This window comes from Rubritalea profundi, assembly GCF_002954445.1.
Classification (GTDB): Bacteria; Verrucomicrobiota; Verrucomicrobiia; order Verrucomicrobiales; family Akkermansiaceae; genus Rubritalea; species Rubritalea profundi.
Genome location: NZ_MQWA01000001.1, coordinates 2,661,936 through 2,684,806 on the forward strand (window position 1 = coordinate 2,661,936; position 22,871 = coordinate 2,684,806).

Below are 22,871 nucleotides of genomic sequence, written 5' to 3' on the forward strand. Positions count from 1 at the left end.
GCCTCACCAAATACCCCAGAAATCAAGCAGAACTACCTGACCTCTGTAATCGCTGAGCTTAAATTCTTTGCCTTCATGATCCTTACCCACAATATCAGGAGCCGCAGAGCCAATTGATAAGTTTTCAGCGATAAACAACTCACTTTCAATCTGCTTATGCAATTTGGGGTTCCGCTCAGCAAGCCCATCTGTGGCCTGGAGCTTCTTCATCAAGGTGATTCCTTCAGCTTTGCTAGCCTCTTTTTTTGAAAGCAGCGAAGCCAGATGATAGGTCGCGCTTTGGCTTACTTTTTCATTACCGGATTTTTCAACAATCAGACGCAGACCTTCAACACCCAGTATACGAGAATAGTCACTCACCAAAGAGCCAAGAACTGCACTCTCGTTGTAGTGAGTTAAGATCAGATCTAACACTTCTAAGCTCTGCGGCCCACGGGCTGTTTTTTCTGCGCACCAACTCAAACCCTGCGGCCTTAAATTTTTTTTTAGCCAAGGTGATTATCTGATCCACTGAAGCCTGTGGGTCCGGCCGCCTCTTATACAACTTGCGTTTCTTCTTCCGATTCTTCTCAGCCCGCAATTTTTTCGTAAATGCAGTCGATTTCTGATCAAACTCAGAGGTTATCGCTTTCATTTGCTATTTAACAGAGCCCCTTGTTGGCTTCAGCAGCGGGAACAAGAGGTGTAGCTGGCACAGACTCCTGTGCGTACATTGCTGTCGGCGAGCTTGCTATCAGCGCCAGTGTCGTAATGGTAGTTAATTTCATATGATTAATGAGTAAATACATACACAAAATAACCAAGCGTCCATCATCTAATAATTAGCTTTTTGAGTAATACCATCTTCACAGTTACATTGGCGGAATGATCAAATCTTGGGTTTCACTTTGCCAGCAGAGCTGGATTAATGAGGTGGCACTGATTCTTTCATATTCTATCAGCGTTACGCGTTTGCTGCTCTCCCCGCTCGCTCCCTGCGGGATTGGCTATCTCGCTCCGCTCGATTGTCTCATAGCTCCCTCCGTTGCTCTGCGATCTATGGTGGGCAAGCTGCTATGCTCCTTCCTTGTGCCTTGTTGAAATCTAAAATTATCAGCGTCATTCCGACAATCTAACCGCTCAAATGGTATAACCCAAAATCGACGTAGGACGTACCTGCAAATCACTTCCCTTTGTTTTCACAACAAGATCATGCAGGGGAGGGGCCTTCACGGGAGAGCTGGCACGCTGAGCAGCACAGGATGGTGGTCGGAGGCGGCATGACCTTTTACGCCAGCGTTGGTGTCGACCTTGAATTGTGCATTTTTGATGGAGGCCGAGGTGAAAATGTGGTCGATGGGTAAACCTGGAACAAGCGCGGTCTTCCATTGACTGGACGAACGCACTTTTTGGGTGCCTAAGTTGGTTAGGTCTCCGGCGGCGAGAAGTTGGGTGACAGCGGGATTTTCTGTGGAGGCATTCAGGTCGCCCATGAGGATGAACGGGTCCTGCTGATGGGTGCGGGTTTTGATGGTCTTCAGCATCAGCGCACCGGATTTAACCCGCGACGGCTGACTTTGGTGATCCCAGTGGGTGTTATAGATGTAGATGGCGTTCCCTTTTTTTGGGCCATTCAGTTTGATCAACCGCACCCAAGTGCAGATACGGGTGTAGTTGTTGCCCCAGGTCCGACTGTTGGCGACAGCCGGGGTGTCGGACAGCCAGTAAGTGCCGTGCTCCTTCGGGTCGAGTTTCCAGATATTCCGATCATAGAAAATCGGGGAGTATTCTCCGCGTTTTTTTCCATCTTCCCTGGCTACACCGACATGGCTGTGGTCGGGAAGTGCTTTGTCTATATCGAGCAGTTGGTTATGCCTGACCTCTTGCAGGCCGATGATGCTGGCCTTGTTGTTGAGCAGATAGCCACTAAGCATGTCTTTTCTCTGCGGCCAATCCCGCGGGCCTTTGTCCCCCGCCGTGTCCTGGCGGATGTTGTAGGAAATGATGTTGAGAGGAGTCGGGTTGGCGAATAGACCGGTGCAGGCCAGAAAAAGAATGGTCAGTGTGCGCATCATCATGGTTGGAGCTTACGATGAAAACCGTTAGGATACAGAAAAAAATAAGGGCCGAGAATTGCTGGAGTCGTCCGGGTACTTGAAAATTGGAATGGTATGGTTTGGTAGGGATGAATTTATTAGATCTATTTATTACACGACATTTGCTGAGATGACTTCGATAAGTTTTTGAATGTCTTCAGCACTTGCCGAGTCACTCAGCTCAACGCCTGTGTTTTTTTCTTTGCTCGCTTTAGGTTGAGTAAGCTTGGGGGCGAGTGGCATGCTGGGGTCTTCAAAAGCGATGGGAAAGGTTGCTGAGTAGAGATATGGAACTCGGTTCATTATAATGTTGCGGTCGGCCTGCCACCCGGATTTTTCAGATTAAGGTTCTGCATGAACAGGCAAGGCCCAGAGAAATGATGTGATAAGGGCGAACTTGCAGATCGCGTTCTGTAAATTTAAAATACACATTTGAACTGACCATAGCGCTCAAGTCCTACGAGGCAACTATCCATGCTTTTCTGGGGGATGCGGAAGTTCGCGAACTCTAGATGAGATGACAAAATACGGGTAAAATATAACCTTCCTTTCTAGCAAGAATTAGCACAACCTCGCGTACAGTCCCTGTATCACGACCACTCAATTCACCAGTTTCACCTATGCAGCTTAGAATAATCACTCTCACTACCATCGTAGCCATCATCATGGCAGCCATAGTCCACGCAGCAGAGGATAGCTCCGAGCTGCCACTCGTGCCCTACCCGCGCCAGGTGACCTACGAAAAAGGCTCATTCACACCAGGGAAAAAACTGACCCTAAGTTATGATGCTGGCGCTGCGGCGCTCAAGCCACTGGCCCAGACCATCGCCCAGGATCTCTCAGCCAACGGATTTGAGTGCGGCCACCACACCCACGGCACTAAGCCATCTAACTCGATCACCCTGCGCCTCCAGGATGACGGCAGCTTTGGCGATGAAGGCTACCGCCTCACGATCGCTCAAGGCATCACCCTCACCGCCGCCACCCCAACAGGTATTTTCTGGGGCTCCAGAACTTTACTTCAGCTACTACACGCTGGGCCGCAAAACCCCATTGCCCAACTCACCATCAACGATGCCCCGGAATTCCTCCACCGCGGACTCATGATCGACAATGCTCGGAAGTTTCACTCGATCGATTTTCATCTAAAAATGATCAAGCGCATGGCAGCACTGAAACTTAACCGTTACCAGATCCACTTCAGTGATCACCAAAGCTACACCCTGCCCAGCACCGCCTTCCCCACACTGCCCACCAAGGATCAACACTACACCCGGGCTCAAATCCAACAACTCGTCGATACAGCCCATCAATACCACGTCCAGATCATCCCGGAAATCGACGTCCCGGGACACGCAGCAGCCCTGATCCGCAGCATCCCATCGCTCGGATGCACGACAACAACTAACAACAAACCAGCAAGAAAACTCTGCATCGGCAACCCACAAACCTACCAAGCACTAGAAAAACTTTTCACCGAAGTTATGGACATGATCCCAGGTGACTACTGGCACCTGGGCGCCGACGAAGTCCACTATAACAACATTCAATGCACAGCATGCCTCGCCACCATGAAAAGCCAAAAACTTGAGAACGGCACCCAACTCTACCACCACTTCATCAACCGGATGCATGACGTCGTCAAAGGCAAAGAGCGCACCATGTTTGTCTGGGAAGGGTTCGACCCAAAGGGCACTCCAAAAATCCATCCCGATATCATTGTTTGTCCGTTCGACATTAAACATAAAGGGCGCATGCCTAGCGATTACTTCAACGCGGGGTATACCATCCTCAACACCGCGTGGTCGCCACTCTACGTCGCCGACAACATCTACATGTGTACTCCGGAAGCCATCGCCCGGTGGTCGCCCTTCATGTTTGGAGCCGGCCGCAGCCCCCAGCCGTTTACTTACTGGAAAAAATTCAACCCGAAGACGCACCGCAACAAAATTATCGGTGCCCAGATGTGCTCATGGGACAACGAGGAGAAAGCAGAAGAAGGACTCCTCCTAGGAACAGGCCCCGGTTTTCCCGAATACGGGCGGCCTGCCCCACGCCTGCCAATCATGGCCGAGCGTGTCTGGACTGGTACCCAGACTACAACCAAGAGCCTGCTCGAACGCACTGGGGCCAGTTATTGGTAGCCTGAAAGGCCAAGAAGAAGGGTTACCCCATCCTTAGATTTTAACACCGAGCCATGGGGATTCTTTTTGGCTGCAAATGGGTAGGTGAATTGTTAACGTCCTGAATCATGGCTCGAATTCTCTTCATTATCATAGGACTATTAGCGCTCAACGGGTGTGGTACGCTGCCCCCGGTAGTGCATGAAGTGAAAGAGATGAGTTTGCAGGCTCCAGCTGATAGCCCCCTGGTGAAAGCATCTTTGGAGGTTACCCAGCGAGGTAATCAATCACATTTCTTGTTGATCAATGCTGCGAATGAAGCGCTCAATTGGCGTTTGGCTTTGATTGACTCAGCCGTCAGCTCATTGGATATCCAGACGTTCTTATGGAATGATGATGTCAGTGGCGCTCTCGTTTTTAAACGAGTCCTGAAGGCCGCCGATCGCGGAGTGAGAGTGCGGTTATTGGTGGATGACATCTGGCTCACATCTGACAGTGCAGGACTCGCCGCGCTTGAGGCTCATCCTAATCTAGCGATCCGTCTTTATAACCCGAACAAAGTCCGTGCGAACGCCTTTGGACGAACCGTCTATTTCTTGGTGAACTATTCCGTGATGAACCGTCGGATGCATAACAAAACCTTCATTGCGGATGGAGTGTTTTCTATTAATGGAGGACGGAATATAGGGGACAATTACTATGGGTTATCAAAAAAATATAACTTTCGGGACCTCGATGTTCTGACCACTGGAGCAGTGTTGGAGCAAGTAAATTATGAGTTCGATCGATTCTGGAATAGTGCTTCAGCCTACCCCGCGAGTCGCCTATCAAATAAAGCAGAATCGTTTGATCTACAGGAAGGATACGCTAAATTGCAGTACAGAGTCCTACATAATAAAGAGACGGAGCTGAAATCTTACCCGAGCTATTCCGCGAACTGGGATAGTAGATTGCAAAAGTTGAAACTGCAGATGGTTACTGGTGAAGCTGAGTTTATCGGGGACGACCCTCTAGGAGAAGACCGTGCTGTTGTGGATAATTTGACAGAATCCTTGGCCTCAGCCAAGCGTGAGATCATCATTGTGTCTCCTTATTTTATTCCTTTAAGCGCATCATTTGAAAAATTGGGAGCAATGACTAAGAAGGGAGTAAGAGTCAAAATTCTGGTCCCTTCTCTGGGGGCGAATAACCATACGATGGCTCACAGCCATTACCGAAAGTATAGGACGGCAATACTCGATGCAGGCTGTGAGCTGTACGAATATAATTTTCAACCGAGTCAGCAACAGCGGGACCTTTGCGATGTGTCACCCGTCATCGCGCCATTTATCGGAATGCATATGAAGGCCGTGATGGTGGACCGTGAGTACTGTTTCATAGGCTCGCTGAATATGGACCCTAGAGCGATGGATCTCAATACCGAGGAAGGTCTTTTTATCAAATCTCCGCAGCTTACAAGTAAGCTATATTCTCAGATCTCTGAAATGGTGAAGCCTGAGAATTCTTGGAAGTTAGAGTATGATTCTAAGGGTGAGATTGTATGGAAGGGAGCCTAGGAGCATCCCCTAACTACTCAGCCGGCACGTGGCTTTTCCCAGCGTCTTGTCGATTCCTTCGCTCGGTGGCTACCGATAGAGAGTCAGCTCTAGAATGTTAGGCATTCCCCGTCTGCTGGAATCAATAAGCGTTTAGCTGAGATTCCAGCGTCTTCAGCGGCCTGGTGCAATGCTGTGCGGGTCACTGGACAGTGATCGAGCGCTTCTAGATGGATCGCGATAATTTTGGACTTCGGGGCCAGTTCGCAGACTTCTAATGTTTGCTCAATGTCCATAATGATTGGTGGTGCGTCTGGGAAGTGGGCTCCGCCAGAGTTGGTGATTATGATGTTGGGCTTACGGACTTGGAGGAAGTTTCTAACCTCTGAGGTCATCACCGTGTCTGCAGCGATGTAGAGCGATGGCCTGTTTGGGGCACTGAGCAGAAATCCTGTGACGTGGCCCATGCGGGTTAACCAATCTCCTGTTCCGTGCTGAGCAAATGTGGCTTCAATGGTGATGCCTTCCCACTCGATTGGGTCCTTGAGTGCTGAGACGTTGGTGAAGCCTTTTCCTTCGATGTTTGGCTGATCGACAGGGGAGCAGATGACCGGCAGAAACTTAGCTAGAGCTTCTTGAGCGGGTTCATCAAAATGGTCTGGGTGGAGGTGGGTGAGAAGGATAAGTTCCGTGCCGGCTACGATTTCTTCCTTTGATAAGGGGAGTTCGACAGTAGGGTTCGGGGCGATTCCAGCAAATGCGGGAAGGGCTCCTTTAGGGGAGAAGAAGGGATCTAGAAGAATACGGTGCCTGTTATAATCTATACAGAGTGTGGCGTTGCGGATCAGTTGGATTTTCATAGGTACTAGAAATTACGTATCGAGTACTCTAATCCACTAGCATAGTGAGGTAAAGAAGATCTCTCAGAGTTCTTGATTTCAGCTCTACAGCTTAATTTTAAAAGCTTTGGGAAGGTAAGGGTTCGTGCTGCTAGAGTATAAAAATGGCAGCTCCATCACTGGAGCTGCCATTCTAAAAGGGAGTCTAAATTTTACAACACTAGACGCAGGGGGTGCCTTCGCTGTTGGCTAGGGCACGGAAGTCTTCCACGAGTTGCTTGGAAATCGGGCCCGGAGTTCCATCGCCGATTAGACGTTGATCGTACTTCACCGCAGGAATCACCTCGGCCGCAGTGCCGGTGAGGAAGATTTCGTCTGCCGTGTAGAGATCGTAGCGAGTCATCGACTTCTCAGTGAGCTCAAGTCCTGCATTCTGGCAAAGTTCGAAGATGACCTGGCGGGTGATGCCGTCGAGCGATCCGTCAGAAACCGGAGGAGTGTAGAGCTTGCCTTTTTTGATGACGAAAACGTTGTCGCCTGTGCATTCAGCTACGTAGCCTTGCTCGTTGAGCATGACGCCTTCGATGACACCGGCTTGGATACATTCGATCTTTGCCATTATGTTGTTGAGGTAGTTGAGTGACTTCACCTGTGGGCTGAGTGAACCAGGAGTTGGACGGCGAGTCGCACAGGTAATGAGCTCTAGTCCCTTGGTATAGTTTTCCTCAGGGTAGAGCTGGATAGCCGCTGCGATGATGAACATCGATGGCTTTGGGCAGAGGTATGGATTGAGGCCGAGACCCCCCTCACCGCGAGTGATTACTAGGCGGATGTAGCCGTCTTTGAGACCGTTGGCCTTCACTGAGTCGACAGTGGCTTGGCAAATTTCCTCCAACGTCCATGGCAGCTCCATGTGAATGGCTTTGGCTGAAAGAATAAGGCGCTCGATGTGCTCTTCGAGACGGAAGATGCGGCCGCTGTAGAAGCGAATACCTTCGAAGATGCCGTCACCGTAAAGTAGGCCGTGGTCAAATACGGAGATCTTGGCGTCGGCCTTGTTGACGATTTCGCCGTCGAGCCAGATTTGTTGCGTGTCGCTCATAATGAATGTGAATGAATGTGATTTTTTCTGGAAAGTACGGGAATGTAGCCCGAATGCAACTCACGATTCGTACATTTATCAGCATTGGTTTTTCGCTTAGTCTCAAGGTGCTAAGTATTTCAACTCACTCATTGAAGCCGTATCAGAGGCTTAGGAAATGGCGAATCGAGAAAATCACCCTTTTCACTGGCTGAAATACACGTAGTCTATAGCGAATGGAAACTTTGCTAGAAATACTCTCACACCCTTTTAGTTGGGGGCTTTTACTCGGACTCGGACTGGTCATCTTTGTTTGGAGGTCAGGAGCTAAGGATAGAAAATTTCTTAAGGCCGAGCTAAAGCGGATAAAAGAAGAGAATTCTGAACTACAAGGTCACCTCAATACTCAGCTCAAGATCAACGCCAAGGGCAACGAGTTGTTGCAGAATCAGCTCGATGAGCTGAGAGAGCAGAACGAGACACTCCGAGTCAACCTCAGCACTGTGCAGCAAAAACCTGGGAAAGCCGAGCTCCGTAGGCTCGAAGTCACGGAAGCTGCCATCAGTGTGATGCGTGAGCAAGCTCCTGGATTTGCCCAAGCGTGGGAAAAAGCACTACGCGAATCCGAAGACGACTATGTTGCCGCTGAAGGTGGGCTCAAAAAGCTCATGCGTAAAGTGGTCCCAAGTTTTCGCGCCACCCCAGATACTGGTGGGAAAAAGGTGGAGGAGATCGAGGGTAGGTGATTTGAGATCTAAGATTTGAGATTACTGACGTAACACAAGTTCATCCGAGTAGGCGATGGTCTCAGAGCTTCAGCTGGTGCGTCTTAGTGAAGAATTGGCGGTAGGTGAGGAAGGTGGCGATCATCGAGGCAAACGCCGCAGCGCCCACCAGCATAAACATCACCACGATTTGTAGCTGGACGGCTTCCATTGGCGGACTTCCGGCGAGGATCATACCAGTCATCGCACCAGGGAGCGCAATTAGGCCGACGGTTTTGGTGCTGTCGACCAATGGCGTCATGCCCGTTGCTAGAGCGGTACGGAGTTGGACTTGAGCGGCGACTCGACTGGGGGCTCCTAGAGCAAGTGCGGATTCTATCGCACTGCGAGAACTTTTGAGGTCATCCCGAAGACGGGCCATGCTGAGGCTGGTTGCAGTCATAGCATTGCCAATGATCATGCCGGCAATGGGAATGACCGACTGTGGCGTCGGCTCAAAAACATTGAGTGCGAGTAAGGTGCCAAGAGTCAGAGCTAAGCTGGTGCTGATAGAAAGGAGGGCTATCGTGCGGGCCTTTGGAATCGACTCAGCGCGTTTCCCTGAGGTTAGCCCCGCTACTGTGAGCATGACGCCGACGATCACACCGATCCACAGTGGGTTGTCGCTGTCGAATATAAGCTGCAGCGCGTAACCAATCGCAATCAACTGCACAAAAGCGCGGACCACAGCCACCGACATGCTTTTTTCTAGGCCAATTTTTTGCCAATAGGAAATACCGATGGCGAGGCTGACGAGAGTCAGGGCTCCAAGTATACCTGGCAGGCGGGGGAGTAATTCTGAAAGAATATCGAGCATGGTGGATCTAATTTGGTTGGTTCTCTTTCTGACTACTTAATTTGCCTTTAGCGAATTGCTCAGTCCAATGGTGATGGACTCCCGTGAGTAAATGTTCGGGCGTTCCTGTCTCTATGATTTTTCCATCTAGCATCAATGCGCTAGTGTCAGCAATACGTTCGACTTGCTCCATCGAATGGGACACCAGAACGATCGTCATTCCTAACTCATCACGCAGACGGATGAGGGTTGCCTCAATCGTTCGTGTCGCCGCGGGGTCGAGCGCGCTGGTCGGTTCATCGAGTAAGAGAACCTCTGGTTTGTTCGCTAACGAGCGAGCGATGGATACGCGCTGGGCTTGTCCACCTGAGAGTTTCTGAGCATCTTTGTCGAGCAGGCTAGGATCCAAGCTAACCAGTTCGAGAAGCTCTTTCATCCGCGGTCGGTCAATCTCCTGACCCAGTGAGCTCGGTCCAAAGGCTAGATTCTCAGCAATGCTTCCAGCAAACATCGTGGCACTTTGCATCACCATGCCGACTCGTGCCCGTAGTGTGAGTACATCGATGTCGGTTATGTCGACTCCATCTAACCTGATCGATCCTTTAGTTGGTTCAATGAGTTTGTTGAGGCAACGGAGGAGTGTCGATTTCCCACAGCCACTGGGGCCAATCAGGGCGTTGATTTTGCCCGCAACAATCGTGTGAGAAAGGCCATCTAGTACCACAGCTCCTCCACCGAGGGATACTGTCAAATCACAGATCTCAAACGTCGCCTTACCCTCTACCTGATGTCCTTGAGTCATTACTACTCATTTATTCATAGGAGAGTTTGGAATGCGAGGCAATTTCCGAGACTCTTGGTCAGTGGCTATTAATTCGTGGCAGTCTCATTAGAAGAGATGTTACCATCTTTGACGATCAGTGTGCGATCGCCGAATTTTGCTAGGCTGAGGTCGTGGGTGACGACAACGAGAGTAGTATGATCTTCGCTGGTGAGTTCTAACAATAGCTTCATCACTTGCTCGCCATTTTTCGAGTCGAGGTTACCAGTGGGTTCGTCGGCGAAGATGATTTCGGGCTTGTTGACTAGGGCGCGGGCGATGGCGACGCGTTGTTGTTCGCCGCCGGAGAGTTCCGCTGGAAGGTGGTCGTAGCGGTGGCTGAGGCCAACGCGATCGAGAGTTGACTTAGCTGCAGATTCGTCACCTTTGCCGCCAATCATCGCTGGGATCATCACATTCTCTAGCGCGGTGAGCTCGGGCATTAGGTAGTAGTTCTGGAAAATGTAGGACATCCGCGCATTGCGCAGTTTTGCCTGTTGGCGTTTTGAAAGTTTGTAGAGGTTCATTCCGTCGATGTGTACAGCGCCCTGTTCCGGGCGCTCCAATCCAGCGAGGGTGTACATCAGCGTTGTTTTACCAGCGCCAGATGGGCCGCAGAGGAAAATCTTTTCACCTTTCTGTATAGTGAGGTCGATGCCGCGAAGGACTTCGATACGCTTTTTGCCGACGGAATATCCGCGGTGCAGGTCAGTGGCTGTGATTAGGCTCATGGCGGGGAGTGTGAAGTGTGAAGTGTGGAGTGTGAAGGCCTAACTGATCACTTCTACAAATCAAACCAGAGTGATTTGAGGTAGCGCTCACCGGTGTATTCTTCAGGCATTGGTAGGGCGGTGGCTTTGTGACTAATGGGGAGTCGGCGTGATGCTTCGTAAAGAAAGTCTGTGTCGCTTATTTTACGGCAGTTATTGGATGCTAGAATCCAGCCGCCAGGGTTGATGCAGCGTGATGCGAGGTCGGTGAGACGGTGGTAGTCCTTTTCGACGCGGAATACTTTGCCTTTATCATCGCGCGAGAACGTGGGTGGGTCGAGAATGATGCCGTCGAACTTACGGCCCTGTTTTACGAAGCGATTGAGCCAATGGAAGGTGTCACCTTTGCAGAAGTAGTGCTCGGACGGGTCGAGCTGGTTGTGGGCGAGATTTTTTTTCGCCCAGTCGAGATAGGGTTGGGAGAGGTCTAAGGTGGAAGTGATGGCTCCACCCATGGCGGCTGAAACTGAAAAAGCACCCGTGTAGGCAAAGGTGTTGAGTATACGATCACCACTGCCCACGCGCTCGCGGACCCTCTTGCGGTTTTCCCGTTGGTCTAGAAAAATTCCTTGGGAGTAACCGGATTTGAATGAGATCTCGTAGTCGATACCAGACTCGCGAGCGATGAATGGCTTGAGTTGCGCAGGGCCTGCCATGTGGAAGGGATCAGTCTTCTGTTGTTGGTCTAGCTGTTTCCAATAGACAGTTTTGCCACAATGCTCGAAGAAATTGCGCACTCCCTGAGTGATCAGTCGGTCTCGGGTCGAGAGTACCCAGCGGTCGGCAAAGGTTTCGAGGAAGACGTCACGAATGCCATCTCCAGCTCCGTCGAAAAGCCTTACGGCGTTGGTGTCGTCATCGAGTAGATGCTGACGTTTGGCGATGGCTTCTTCAAAGAGCTGCGAGTTGGACGGTTGCATGGGATCAGTGTGGCTGGAATGTGACACGATTTCTAGTGAAATGCGAGTTTGTGGGATTGCCTTCTCATTTTTGAGTCTTATGATCCAGCTCGAAATGAGTGACCTTTTATCCCTTCTCGATAAGGCCGTGGAATACGGCGATCTACTAGTGTCATCCCGTGAGAATATTGCAGCATTGTTAGCTGGTACGGATTCTCCTGTGGCTGAAGCTGCTGTGACTGAACTAGCACAAGCTGGTGAGTGGAATGAACTGAATGATAGGTTCTTTAAGACTTTGGCATTCGGCACTGGTGGACTACGTGGACGCACCGTCGGCCGTGTGGTGACTAAAGCTGAACAAGGAGCTGGTGGGCCACTTGGACGCCCTGAGCATCCATGTGTCGGTACCGCGACAATGAATTTTTATAATGTCGGTCGCGCGATTCGCGGAATGATCGCCTACATCAAGCAGCACAGAGCGGCTAATGGTATCGAAGGAAAGCCAAGTTTCGCTTTTGCTGAGGACACCCGCCACTTTTCACGCGATTTTGCAGAGTTCTGTGCCAAGGTCTGTAATGACCACGGATGTGACGCCTACATTTTTGAGGCAGCACGCGCGACTCCTCAGTTGTCCTTCCTCATCCGTGAGCTTCGTCTAGATTCTGGTGTGGTTCTCACCGCGAGCCATAACCCAGCACAAGACAATGGATTTAAAGCGTATTTCAACCAAGGTGCCCAGCTGGTGGAGCCCCATGCATCTGCTGTGTTAGAAGAGTTTCAATCGATCACGGAAGAAGCCTACCAGCCGGTTGCTGAAGCTGAACGCGGTACACTCACTGTACTTGGCGCCGAGGCTGACCGTCGTTATGTCGACAAACTCAAGACCCTTCTACTCCGTCCTGACCTGCTAGAAAACGGTGGAGCGAAAGTGGTATTCACTAACATCCACGGCACTGGCGGCCACATTTCAGTGCCGATCCTGCGTGAGCTTGGATTCGATGTGCTGACCGTTGCCGAGCAAGATGGCGGCGATGGGCGCTTCCCAACAGTCGCCTCACCAAACCCAGAAAATGCTGCAGCTCTAAAGATGGCGATCGACCTTGCGGAACAAGAGAATGCTGAAATTGTTATCGGCACTGATCCTGATTGCGACCGTATGGGCGTGGCTGTGCGCAATGATGCTGGCGAGATGCAGTTACTTACTGGTAATCAAATCGGTTCACTCATGGCTTGGTACCGCACCAAGACGATGTTTGATCTGGGAATCCTCAGTGACTCTAACCGCGGCCACGCCGTGCTGATCAAGACCTACGTGACCACCGAGCTTCAGACGGCTATTGCTGAGAAGTTTGGAGTGAATATGGTAGACACCCTCACTGGATTTAAATTCATTTCCGACAAACTCCAAAAGTACGAAAATGGTATTCCAGCGAGCAAGATCAATGGTAACTACCGCGATCTCTCTGAAGAGGAAAGTCGTAAGCTTCGTCTGGAGTATTCACGCTTCTTCATCTTTGGTGGTGAGGAATCCTACGGTTACCTCGGTGCTGACTTTGTCCGCGACAAGGATGGCAACATGGCAGCTGTGATGTTCGCCGAGGTTGCAGCCTATGCGAAGAGTGTTGGCAAGACGATCGCTGGCTTACTGGACGATATCTACTCTGAGTTCGGATTTCACCTCGAAGACGGCAAGTCCATGGTGATGGAAGGAGCAGAAGGTGCAGCGCAGATCAAAGCTCTCAATGATTCTTATTCTAACACACCACCAACGGAGGTTGATGGCGTAGCAGTCAGCCGAGTGCGCGATTTCGCGAAAGAGCAATTTGAAGACAGCGAGGGAGATTCACTTCCAAGTGCTGGCATGTTGATTGTTGAGCTCGAAGACGGACGTTCCTTTGCGGTTCGGCCATCTGGAACTGAGCCGAAGATCAAGTTCTACTTGTTCGGTAAAGATGCTCCGTCCGATGACCTCGCAGCTAGTAAGCAAAAGGTGCGTGATGGCCTTGCTAGTCTTTGGGCTGCGTTAGAAGCTGATGCGCAGGCGCGGATGGGATAACTCCTTCGGATTTGTTTTACGCTATTATTTGTTAGGTTTCACGTCTAGTACTGTAATACAGTTTCAACCCTAGGGGAGTACCCTAGGGTTTTATTATTTAATTAAGTCAATATAGAGAACGAACCATGTCTAAATTTCAAAGTCTCATGCCCTACCTAGCCGCAGCTCTTAGTGGAGTTCTGTTAGCGATGTGTTATCCTGGATTTGAGTTTGCCAGTGGCTTGGTTTGGATTTGGCCAGTCCCATTGATGATTGGCTTATGGCTTGGAGGCGCGGAGAGGAAACGCAAACGTTTTGGCTTCCGAGTGGGGGCGCTCGCTGGGCTCGTTTTTTGGCTGATCAATGTGAAGTGGCTGATCGCGATGGGCGAGTTGCCCACTGTGCCTTTGGCTGGTGCTGTCTTTGGCTGGTTGATGCTCAGTCTCTATCTAGCCCTGTACTTTGGAGTTTGGGGGGCGCTGATTGCGAGCATTGGCAATCCATGGAGGTCGCGGAATGCCAAGCAACTTACTGCTATTGAGAAGAAAATGGTGGAGCGAGAGGACGCTCCAAAGAAGATAGTGGAGGGAGTCAAGAATTCGCTCCGAGTGGTTGTTTTTGCCGTGATGCATGCCTCTTTGTGGGTTGTGTTAGAGTGGTTGCGCGGTTGGTTGATGACGGGCTTTGGCTGGAACGGCCTAGGCGTGGCATTCCATGATGTTCCAGTGATGATGCAGATCGCTGATATTGTGGGGGTGACTGGCATTGCATTTTTCCCGATGCTATTTGCCTCGACGATGCTGCAGACTGGCAGACGCTTGATCGATGAACTCCGCGCTGGAAAGTTCCAGGCGCATTTTGAAATAGGAATCGTAGTTGGAGTGATTGCGATGATTTTTGCCTACGGGGTCAACCGGATGGCTTATTATTCAAACCTGGAATCACACGATGTTAGGGTGCTTATTATCCAAGAGAATATCCTTCAGTCGATCAAGTGGGATGAGATACTGGAAGCGGAGCACTATATTGATTATCAAGAGAGCATTGAGCGTAAGCTGGCTGAGATAGAGCAGCTGAATCTAGCTAAAATGGCTGAAGCCGTGACGACAGGTGAGGAAGTGGAACTTGAGTACCCAGACTTACTGGTGATGCCCGAGAGCTCGACTACTCAGCCGCTCGTGTACCTAGAAGAGGTAGATGAGGTTTACATGCCATTGCTGACCCAGGATTTATTGGTTAATCAAATCTATGCCGAAAACCATTTTAAAACAGTATTTGGAGCAAGTCTACTTTCTGGCACTATGTCGGAGGAGGGAATTTATTATAATCTAGATGGCGATGCCTACAATGTGTTTGCCGTGACCGGCCCATCTCTAGCAGTTGAAGAGCAGTACCCAACTACGCAAATTCAGACGCATGGAAAAAATCACCTCGTCCCCTTTGGTGAATTTATTCCTAACATTCCCTTTTTAGGCAGTGTTGCCGAGCTGTTCTCAGGTATGTCTTATGGGAAGAACTTTTCACGCAGCGGGTCTTTTGAGCCATTGATAGTGGAACTCAGAGGGGAGAATGTGCAACTCATCCCGAGTATTTGTTTCGAAGATACGGTTGGGCGATTGAGTCGTAAGTTCGCACGGCCAGAATTACAGATGTTAGTGAATATCACCAATGATGGATGGTTCGGTACTAGCGAAGCAACACTGCAGCACATGGCGAACTCAAAATTTCGTGCAGTCGAGATCCGCCGACCGATGGCCCGAGCTGCTAACACCGGAGTGAGTGGTGTGGTCGATGTCATCGGTAGCATGGAAGCGGATGAAGAGGGGCAGTTTAATGTGATAGGGACGCCAGAGAACCCATTTGTCAAAGGAACTTTATACGCTAAAGTAAAAGTGCCGAAGAACCCTACGATGACAATCTACGTAATGCTTGGCGACTGGTTTTCTCTGTTCTGCTTACTGCTTTACTTGGGATCGCTAGCTTTTTGTCTAAAAAGTGAGAAGTAGCTGTAAGGACTACAGCGCTTTGTACATATTATTGATAAGTAAAACTTACTTCTACCGATTTTAGCATTGAGCTCCCTAACGCTGAGTACTGTGAGTCAGGCATCTCAGAAACCCAATATCCTGTTCATTCTGTGCGATGACTTAGGACCTGGGGACTTGGGTGTGTTGTGGCAGAATCAACAGCAGGGTAAGCAGAAGTTTACCACCCCCAAGCTGGATCAGTTTGCCAAGGAGGGGATGATTCTGAGTAGGCACTATGCACCCGCCCCAGTCTGTGCGCCATCACGAGCCTCTTTACCGCGCGAGCAAAAAAGTGGATCACCGAGCACGTGAAAGAAAATCCTAAACAGCCATTTTTCACCTACCTATCATTCACCGCTCCACATGCGGGACTGCGCATTCCTACGACGTCACATCTCACAGCAAAGAGTAACTACCCAAGTGGTGGCGGTCTCAGCGGTGGTGTGCAATGGAATGATGATGCGAGTAAGGGACAAATCAATACTGCTGCTGGAGAGTTTGATAAAGGATTCCACCCTCTAGTCGCAAGTGCTACAGGAAATGACGGCAAGCCATGGCCAATCTATGCCAAGCGCCATGCCTCAATGGTGAAGCGTATCGATGACTCGGTCAGTGATCTCATCCAATTACTCAAAGACCTCAAGGTGGATGAAAATACATTGATCGTCTTTACTTCAGATAATGGCACCCACCATGAAGGTGGTGCTGATGGCGTGAGCCACTACAATCCAGAGTACCTCGCCACTTACGGTCCATATGATGGGACCAAACGTGATCTCTGGGAAGGTGGTGTGCGGATGCCCACTTTCGTGCGTTGGCCTTCGCACATTAAGGACAATAGTCGATCCGCTCAAGCCTCACAGTTTCACGACTGGATGACCACTTTCTGTGATCTAGCAGGAGTGGCGGCACCTGCGCTCTCTGATGGAGTGTCATTGGTTCCGACTCTAATTAGTAAGGGTGAACAGCAGCAAGGGACGGTCTATGTCGAGTATTCTGTTGGTGGATCGACTCCAAAATACAAAGCCTTTGAAGCGAGTCGACAGGGGCAAAAACATGGGCAGATGCAAAGCGTTTTGATCGGTGATTATAAGGCTGTACGGACCAATGTGAAAAATGGTGATGAGCCATTTGAGGTGTACCATACTCTGAAGGATCTTAAGGAAACTAAAAACTTAGCAGGTAAAGCCGAAGCTCCTCAACAGGAGGATATCATGGCAGCTATTCTTCGGGCGCGTCGTGCCAATAGCTCCGCAAATCGTCCCTATGACAATCAACTCGTGCCCGCGCTGGCCTCAGAGATTAAGTCACCAGGGAAGGTTAGATTGAAACTTATTTCTGAGCAATTTCCATGGGTTCCAATGACCCAGGACCTTAAAGGAGAAAATAAGCTAGTGAAAGGCTTGGCTGTTGAAGATAATGAAGGAGTCCAAGAGTTGAGTACTTACCTGATTGCTCCTGAAGACGGAGAATACCAGTTCTTGCTAGCTGCGAATGGCCAGGCCGTGGTGAGGCTTCATAATGAAGTCCTGATCGATGCTGATTCTCACTACCGTGCGGGTGAGATAGCTAATTCGGGTTCCATATATTTGCAAAAAGGAGTGCATCCGCTCAAAGTGATTTATCAATCAGCCAAAGGGAAGCCAGCTATGAGTCTCCAGTGGAAGACTCCGTCAGGTTCTCTAGAGAATATTCCAAGTGAGCGTATAGGGCTCCTAGAATAATGCTCTACTCAGCTCTGAGAGTACTCACTCTCGAGAGCCTCATAGCGACCACTGGCCTTGATTTCCCGTATCCCTTTATTGAGTTCCTGAAGGATATCCTTTCGTCGTGGATTTTTATTGGATGTCAGCCAATGGCAACTGAGAGGTGGATGATCTGGGATCATCACGGTATCGAATTGTTCCGGTATGTGATTGTTGAACTTTTCTAACTCTAAGTAGGCGATAGCAAAATCAATCCACTCCTTTTCTACGGCCTGCGCCATCACGCTGAGTTGTCTGTACCCAGCATGGCTCACAGTAAATTGTAATTCATCGGTATTGTAGCCTAGGATTGCTCCTGTTTGATAGGCTGAGATCTCACTTTGTTGTTCGAATTGAAACCCATTTGGGTGACGTGATTTATCAAAGTACAGCAGCTGATTGATCTGATAAATCTCATCGGTGTAGTCGTAGAAAGCATCTCTCTTTGGGCTAGCTGTGGCACTAATGAGGAGGTCTACAGTTCCTTCTCTGACTTCTTTCATAGCCCTCTTCCACGGGATGACTTTGTATTCAAATACATACGCGCTGTGTTCGTCAATGTGGTTGAGTAGGTCGAGTTCGAGCCCTACGTGCTGGCCGTTGCGGATAAACTGATAGTGTCCCCATTCTACGTTCTCTTCGAGTGCTACCACAATCGTGTTGGAAGCTGGCTTGTCCTGGTTCGAGACAAGCGCATGAGATGACTCCAGCTCAGCCTTGTCACAAGAAGACAGGCAGAGGCAGAAAAATGGAATGAGTAGCTTCATGGGGATTGGGGAGATGCACCCTATAACCTAACTCCCAAGGAGGTTGTAGTCAACACAAGAGCAATAGGAAACTTGAGCTGTAGATCAATGTCCGAGAGCGCTGCAGAGCTTCTCAATGTTAGCATGGGTATGTGCTGCAGTGAGTGTGATGCGAAGCCTTGCCGTATTGAGAGGCACGGTGGGGAAGCGTACCGCGGGGGCTAGTATGGCATGTTGCTCTTGCAGTTTCTGAGAGAGCGATAGTGCTGATGATGAGTCTCCTACATGCCATGGGATGATGGCGCTGGTGGGGAACTCTCGCTGAGTGTGGTCAGCAAAGGTCTGGATATTTGACCAGAGTTTTGCTCTGAGCTCAGTTCCTTCCTCTGAGCGAATAATCATTAGCCCAGCGAGTGCAGCAGCAGATTGTGCTGGTGGTGGAGCTGTAGAGTAGATGAAGGATCGGGAGCGGTTGACTAACAGCTCAATGTAATCACGGCGAGCCGCAATGTAGCCACCAGCAACGCCCGCGGATTTGCCGAGAGTACCCAACTGTAGGTCAATTTCAGAGCTACAGCTAAGGTGTTCGGAGAGACCCATACCGCTGGGGCCATAGACACCTAATCCGTGGGCTTCGTCGACGAGTAAGAGGACTCCATATTTTTTCTTAAGCTCGATAATTTCTAGCAAGGGTGCGATGTCGCCATCCATGCTGAAAACTGACTCAGTGACGATGACTACTCTGGAATCAGTACCAGCCTTCGCTGTGGTTGAGACAAGTAGCTTTTCGAGCTTCACTAGATCGTTGTGAGGAAATACCCGGATGGTCGCCCCTGAGAGCCGAGCTCCATCGATCAATGAGGCGTGGCTGAGCTTGTCCAAGATCACCGTGTCGCCTTTCCGTAAAAGTCCAGAAAGGGTGCCTACGGATGCGGCATAGCCATTTGCAAATACGATGGCAGCTTCCGTGGCTTTGGCTTCGGCTAGATAGCTTTCTAACTGCCCATGTGGCTTGAGCGACCCGCAGATGAGGCGGGAGGAACCTGAGCCGGCTCCCCAGTTTTCAACAGCATCGATATAAGCTGACTTCACAGCGGGATGGTTGGCAAGCCCGAGGTAGTCGTTTGACGCGAAATTGAGTAATTTGTTGCCACCGATATGGGCATGAGTGAGTTGCTGTGAGTTCACAGGACGCAGGGTCCGTCTAAGTGACGCAGCTTCAAGCTCAGCCAGTTCCTTTTCGGCACTACGCATGGCTTTAGTTTTCGAGCGCCCAGCGCAGGAGCTTCTCAGAGTCCTTCCAAATTGTCTGGGTGGTGGCACCGAGGCACACAACAATAGCTGTGCGACCTTTGTAAGTGCCTGAGCAAACGAGGCAGCGGCCAGAGGCGTTGGTAGTTCCAGTCTTCATACCATTACAATAGGGAACTGAGGTGAGTAGGCGGTTGGTGTTTTTGAGATGTTTTTTTGACCCATTAGCGTATTGGAAATAATATCCTTTGATTTTCATCATCTCACGAATTTGTGGACGGCTGTACGCATTGCGCGCCATGATCGCGACGTCGTAGGCTGTGGAATATTGGCCCTTCTCAGTGAGTCCGTTCGGGTTGACGAAGTTGGAATTATTCATCCCCATTTGCTTCGCCTTTTTGTTCATGTATTTGGCGAAATTCACCTGGCTTCCAGACACATCACGGGCCAATGCGCGAGCGATGTCGTTGCCAGATTTCACGACCAAGGCTTTGAGCAAATCCTGGCGCGTGTAGGTGTCGCCGGGCTTGATGTAGAGCTTAGTCGGTTCACAATAGGTGTCGGTCTTCTGAACCACCACTTTATTGCGGAGTGAACCTGCATCGAGCACACAGAGTGCGGTCAAAAGCTTTTGCGTAGAAGCCACCGCACACTTGTCGTGGGCATTTTTCTGGTATAAAATGCGGCCAGTGTTGTTGTCGATCACGATAGCACGCTTGGCGCCGATCGATGGAGCTGCTGCCTGAACAACTCCCGAGGTCAGTAGGGTGAGGAATGCGAGTGCCTGAAGAGCACGGATAGAAAAGAGACGCCAAATCATGGATTTAGTGTCAACGTGGGATGACTAACATACAAGTGCTCAATTCACTATCTCGTACAATGATCCGAATTACGCGGAGACTAGGTGACTAGTGGCAAGCTGCCTCAAAGGTACTTTTAGATATTCTCACCAGATGAACTGAATTCCCCTTCGAGCTCAATACCTACACCTTCATCAAGAATGATGATACGGTCTTCTAGACCTAGTCTTTTAGCTTCAGCTAGGAGGCGCTCTTCAGGCTCGTGGTCTGGTTCATTTCCTAATGGGAAGGTACGGTAGTGCATCGGGATCATGAATTCGGCTCCTAGCTCTTGGAACGCTTTGACAGCCTCTTCAGGGTTCATGTGGACATCTCTGCCACTAGGGGCATTGTAGGCGCCGATGGGCATGATTGCTATGTCGATATGCTGGCGTTTGCCGATCTCCTCAAAGCCTTCAAAGTAAGCCGAATCACCGCAGTGGAAGACAGTAAGGTTGCCAGATTTGACGATGTAGCCACCGTAGTCGCGGTGCGTGTCGTGTAAATAGCGAGCCCCCCAATGGTGACAAGGCGTGTGGGTGATCGTGAGGTCTGAAAAAGTAAGTTCGTCCCAAAGTGCCATTTCATAGACCGAGTGGAATCCTAGTTTCTTCACCAAAGAACCACTGCCCTTAGGAACCACAATGCCTTCACGGGAGTCGACAATTTTGAGCGACTTTTTGTGCAAATGGTCAAAGTGGGCATGACTGACTAGCACGAGGTCAATATGTGGGAGAAACTTGATCCCGAGCCCGGGGTTGCGCTGACGCTTTACGAAGCCGTGCCAGTGCGCCCAGTTCGGGTCGATGAGCACGGAATGGTCGGCGAACTGCAGCAGGAAGGAGGCGTGGCCAATCCAAGTGATACGTGCAACTCCTGAAGGTGGAGGGTCAAGAACCGCTTCGCTGGTCGTGCCAAGTCGGCGTTTGAAGACTTGAGTGAATACTCGCTTGCCGAAGAAGTGAATGTTGCGTTTGACCCAGCCTTTTTTAGGCATAAGTCCGGCGTAGTCTTTACGCATTTGGGCTATCTTTTTCTTGGGCATCTAGAGAATTGGTGAAAATAAGCGAGCGATTCGAGCAGCTATGCGAAAGCCGAAGGATCGCTCCTCTAGCGCATTGTGCGCTATAAATCGGGCAGATGCGAAATCTTTTTCTAACATAGCAGGCATCTCGCCTTCACGTAACCCTCGAACTTAGTTCTTCCAGTCACCCAGTAAAAAGGGAATGGCTATCCACGGCATCACCAAAAAAGCTAGCATCCACGCAATGGCTCCCTGCGATGACCTCACATAAATCAACACATGCAGGCAGTGCAATAGGCCGAGCAAGTGTACTATGATGGTCACTCCCAATCCTATATTCATTGACCAATTTCCCAGACTCATAGTTGCGAGGGCACCTCTAATTTTACTTGGTGTTAAGGTAAAAGTAGATGAGCTCAACGAGGTGAGTCGCTGAGGTCTTATTGTGGATCTGGCATTATCTTAAGGATGCTCTGCCTACGCCTTGGCTGGTTGGAGCTTTGGCTTCGGTGGGCGTCCCTGTTTGGTGGCTAATAATCCTCCAGCGACAGAGAGTAAAACGCCTAACAATTGTAAACCTTCAGGCATTTTACCCACGTAGATCGTGGCGATTAGGATAGTAGCTACTGGGCCGATCGATGAGATTATGGCGTAGGACGATGTGTTGATTCTTGATAATGCATAGGACAGCATGAGTAATGGAATGACTGTACCAAAAATGCCGATGGCAGCTCCGTAGCCAATGACTATGTTAGAGCTGAATAAGCTGCGGAAATTTCCGTCGTTGACGCTGAAGTAGCTTAATATCGTAATGGCACAAAACACCATAGTGATACCAGTGTATAGCGGTACTCCGATACGTTGAATCACGGGTTTAGCCACTAAAATGTACCCAGCGTAGATGATTGCGCTGAGTAAGACTAAGCTTGAGCCTAATAATATCAAACTAGCATCACCAGCGAAGCTGATTTCCTCGCGGATAATCAATGTGAGGCCAACCCAAGATAATCCGCAGGCGGCATACATTTTTCCAGATGGTCGAGCTCCTTGGAAAAGGATAGATCCAGCCAAAACGATGCTAGGATAGCTGAATAAGATCACCCGTTCTAAGCCAACGCTTACATACTGCAAGCCTGTCATATTTAGCAACGAGCAAAGGAAATATCCAGCGAACGACAGGAGGGCCATCAATCCCCAATCCTTTCGGCTAATCTTAGAAATATTCTTCCAGCGCAGAGCCAGCATAATCATAAACACTGGCGTAGCTGTGAGCATACGGAGAGCCATCACGCCACTAGGAGTAAGTCCCTCAGCGAACATGAGCTTTACAACGATTCCTTTGGCGCAGAACAAAAAGGAGCCTAAGATCACCATGGATGGTATGGTGATCGATGATATTGGTATGGTTGGTCCAGACATAGGTACAAAAAAAGACCCGCATCGAGGATCGAAGCGGGTCGGTTGACGTTGGTTATGAGCTTTCTTATTCACTCATTAAGCAC

22 protein-coding genes are annotated in these 22,871 nt (G+C 49.9%); 7 read left to right on the forward strand and 15 right to left on the reverse strand.

Translation table 11 applies throughout. The annotated features are described in order from the left end of the window. Window positions 1-3: 3 nt before the first annotated feature. The 4 genes from BSZ32_RS20235 to BSZ32_RS11685 form a co-directional block, all read right to left on the reverse strand. Complete coding sequence (locus BSZ32_RS20235) at window positions 4-414, reverse strand: thioredoxin domain-containing protein (RefSeq protein WP_129589733.1); 411 nt, start codon at window positions 412-414, stop codon at window positions 4-6. 227 nt (window positions 415-641) lie between these two features. Further along, window positions 642-767 carry a hypothetical protein gene (locus BSZ32_RS20135; protein ID WP_276308433.1) on the reverse strand — a complete coding sequence of 42 codons (126 nt, stop codon included), beginning with the start codon at window positions 765-767 and terminating at the stop codon, window positions 642-644. Window positions 768-1,208: 441 nt separating this feature from the next. Further along, window positions 1,209-2,057, reverse strand: coding sequence for an endonuclease/exonuclease/phosphatase family protein (locus BSZ32_RS11680; RefSeq protein ID WP_105043577.1), 849 nt, complete (start codon window positions 2,055-2,057; stop codon window positions 1,209-1,211). 129 nt (window positions 2,058-2,186) lie between these two features. Next, entirely contained in the window at window positions 2,187-2,378 is a 192-nt protein-coding gene (locus BSZ32_RS11685; protein ID WP_105043578.1) for a hypothetical protein, read from the reverse strand. A 317-nt stretch (window positions 2,379-2,695) separates the two neighbouring features. On the opposite strand from BSZ32_RS11685, the gene BSZ32_RS11690 reads away from it, so the two are divergent. Next, complete coding sequence (locus tag BSZ32_RS11690) at window positions 2,696-4,219, forward strand: beta-N-acetylhexosaminidase (protein ID WP_105043579.1); 1,524 nt, start codon at window positions 2,696-2,698, stop codon at window positions 4,217-4,219. 107 nt (window positions 4,220-4,326) lie between these two features. Then, entirely contained in the window at window positions 4,327-5,754 is a 1,428-nt protein-coding gene (locus BSZ32_RS11695; RefSeq protein WP_105043580.1) for a phospholipase D family protein, read from the forward strand. A gap of 89 nt (window positions 5,755-5,843) precedes the next feature. On the opposite strand, the gene BSZ32_RS11700 is transcribed toward BSZ32_RS11695, so the two are convergent. Continuing rightward, a complete protein-coding gene (locus BSZ32_RS11700) occupies window positions 5,844-6,593 on the reverse strand; it encodes an MBL fold metallo-hydrolase (RefSeq protein ID WP_105043581.1) in 750 nt (249 codons plus the stop codon). A 199-nt stretch (window positions 6,594-6,792) separates the two neighbouring features. Then, entirely contained in the window at window positions 6,793-7,674 is an 882-nt protein-coding gene (ilvE, locus tag BSZ32_RS11705; RefSeq protein WP_105043582.1) for a branched-chain-amino-acid transaminase, read from the reverse strand. 215 nt (window positions 7,675-7,889) lie between these two features. Here ilvE and BSZ32_RS11710 point away from each other — a divergent pair, with 215 nt between their 5' ends. Next, window positions 7,890-8,399, forward strand: a complete 510-nt coding sequence (locus BSZ32_RS11710) for a hypothetical protein (protein WP_105043583.1) — start codon at window positions 7,890-7,892, stop codon at window positions 8,397-8,399. A gap of 61 nt (window positions 8,400-8,460) precedes the next feature. Here BSZ32_RS11710 and BSZ32_RS11715 read toward each other — a convergent pair whose 3' ends face one another. From BSZ32_RS11715 to BSZ32_RS11730, 4 genes are all read right to left on the reverse strand, one after another. Further along, window positions 8,461-9,234 carry an ABC transporter permease gene (locus tag BSZ32_RS11715; protein ID WP_105043584.1) on the reverse strand — a complete coding sequence of 258 codons (774 nt, stop codon included), beginning with the start codon at window positions 9,232-9,234 and terminating at the stop codon, window positions 8,461-8,463. Between the two features lie 7 nt (window positions 9,235-9,241). Next, window positions 9,242-10,015 carry an ABC transporter ATP-binding protein gene (locus BSZ32_RS11720; RefSeq protein WP_105043585.1) on the reverse strand — a complete coding sequence of 258 codons (774 nt, stop codon included), beginning with the start codon at window positions 10,013-10,015 and terminating at the stop codon, window positions 9,242-9,244. Window positions 10,016-10,083: 68 nt separating this feature from the next. After that, a complete protein-coding gene (locus tag BSZ32_RS11725; RefSeq protein WP_105043586.1) occupies window positions 10,084-10,764 on the reverse strand; it encodes an ABC transporter ATP-binding protein in 681 nt (226 codons plus the stop codon). 53 nt (window positions 10,765-10,817) lie between these two features. After that, a complete protein-coding gene (locus tag BSZ32_RS11730; protein WP_105043587.1) occupies window positions 10,818-11,723 on the reverse strand; it encodes a class I SAM-dependent rRNA methyltransferase in 906 nt (301 codons plus the stop codon). Between the two features lie 94 nt (window positions 11,724-11,817). On the opposite strand from BSZ32_RS11730, the gene BSZ32_RS11735 reads away from it, so the two are divergent. From BSZ32_RS11735 to BSZ32_RS11750, 4 genes are all read left to right on the forward strand, one after another. Next, the gene (locus BSZ32_RS11735; RefSeq protein WP_240610625.1) at window positions 11,818-13,758 is read left to right on the forward strand and encodes a phospho-sugar mutase; all 1,941 of its coding nucleotides are present in this window, start codon (window positions 11,818-11,820) and stop codon (window positions 13,756-13,758) included. Between the two features lie 125 nt (window positions 13,759-13,883). Continuing rightward, the gene (lnt, locus tag BSZ32_RS11740) at window positions 13,884-15,743 is read left to right on the forward strand and encodes an apolipoprotein N-acyltransferase (RefSeq protein ID WP_105043588.1); all 1,860 of its coding nucleotides are present in this window, start codon (window positions 13,884-13,886) and stop codon (window positions 15,741-15,743) included. A 162-nt stretch (window positions 15,744-15,905) separates the two neighbouring features. Next, window positions 15,906-16,076, forward strand: a complete 171-nt coding sequence (locus tag BSZ32_RS20375; RefSeq protein WP_343125952.1) for a sulfatase-like hydrolase/transferase — start codon at window positions 15,906-15,908, stop codon at window positions 16,074-16,076. Next, the gene (locus tag BSZ32_RS11750) at window positions 16,073-17,488 is read left to right on the forward strand and encodes a sulfatase-like hydrolase/transferase (RefSeq protein ID WP_105043590.1); all 1,416 of its coding nucleotides are present in this window, start codon (window positions 16,073-16,075) and stop codon (window positions 17,486-17,488) included. Before BSZ32_RS20375 ends, BSZ32_RS11750 begins: the two co-directional genes overlap by 4 nt. Window positions 17,489-17,496: 8 nt before the next feature. Here BSZ32_RS11750 and BSZ32_RS11755 read toward each other — a convergent pair whose 3' ends face one another. The 5 genes from BSZ32_RS11755 to BSZ32_RS11780 form a co-directional block, all read right to left on the reverse strand. Next, window positions 17,497-18,276, reverse strand: coding sequence for a substrate-binding periplasmic protein (locus BSZ32_RS11755; protein ID WP_105043591.1), 780 nt, complete (start codon window positions 18,274-18,276; stop codon window positions 17,497-17,499). Between the two features lie 84 nt (window positions 18,277-18,360). Next, complete coding sequence (locus BSZ32_RS11760) at window positions 18,361-19,509, reverse strand: aminotransferase class I/II-fold pyridoxal phosphate-dependent enzyme (RefSeq protein ID WP_105043592.1); 1,149 nt, start codon at window positions 19,507-19,509, stop codon at window positions 18,361-18,363. Window positions 19,510-19,513: 4 nt separating this feature from the next. Beyond that, window positions 19,514-20,326, reverse strand: a complete 813-nt coding sequence (locus BSZ32_RS11765) for a D-alanyl-D-alanine carboxypeptidase family protein (RefSeq protein ID WP_105043593.1) — start codon at window positions 20,324-20,326, stop codon at window positions 19,514-19,516. Window positions 20,327-20,442: 116 nt separating this feature from the next. Further along, window positions 20,443-21,390: an MBL fold metallo-hydrolase gene (locus BSZ32_RS11770; RefSeq protein WP_105043594.1), complete on the reverse strand. Its 948-nt coding sequence runs from the start codon at window positions 21,388-21,390 to the stop codon at window positions 20,443-20,445. A 456-nt stretch (window positions 21,391-21,846) separates the two neighbouring features. Next, complete coding sequence (locus tag BSZ32_RS11780) at window positions 21,847-22,788, reverse strand: DMT family transporter (RefSeq protein ID WP_105043596.1); 942 nt, start codon at window positions 22,786-22,788, stop codon at window positions 21,847-21,849. Between the last annotated feature and the right edge of the window lie 83 nt (window positions 22,789-22,871).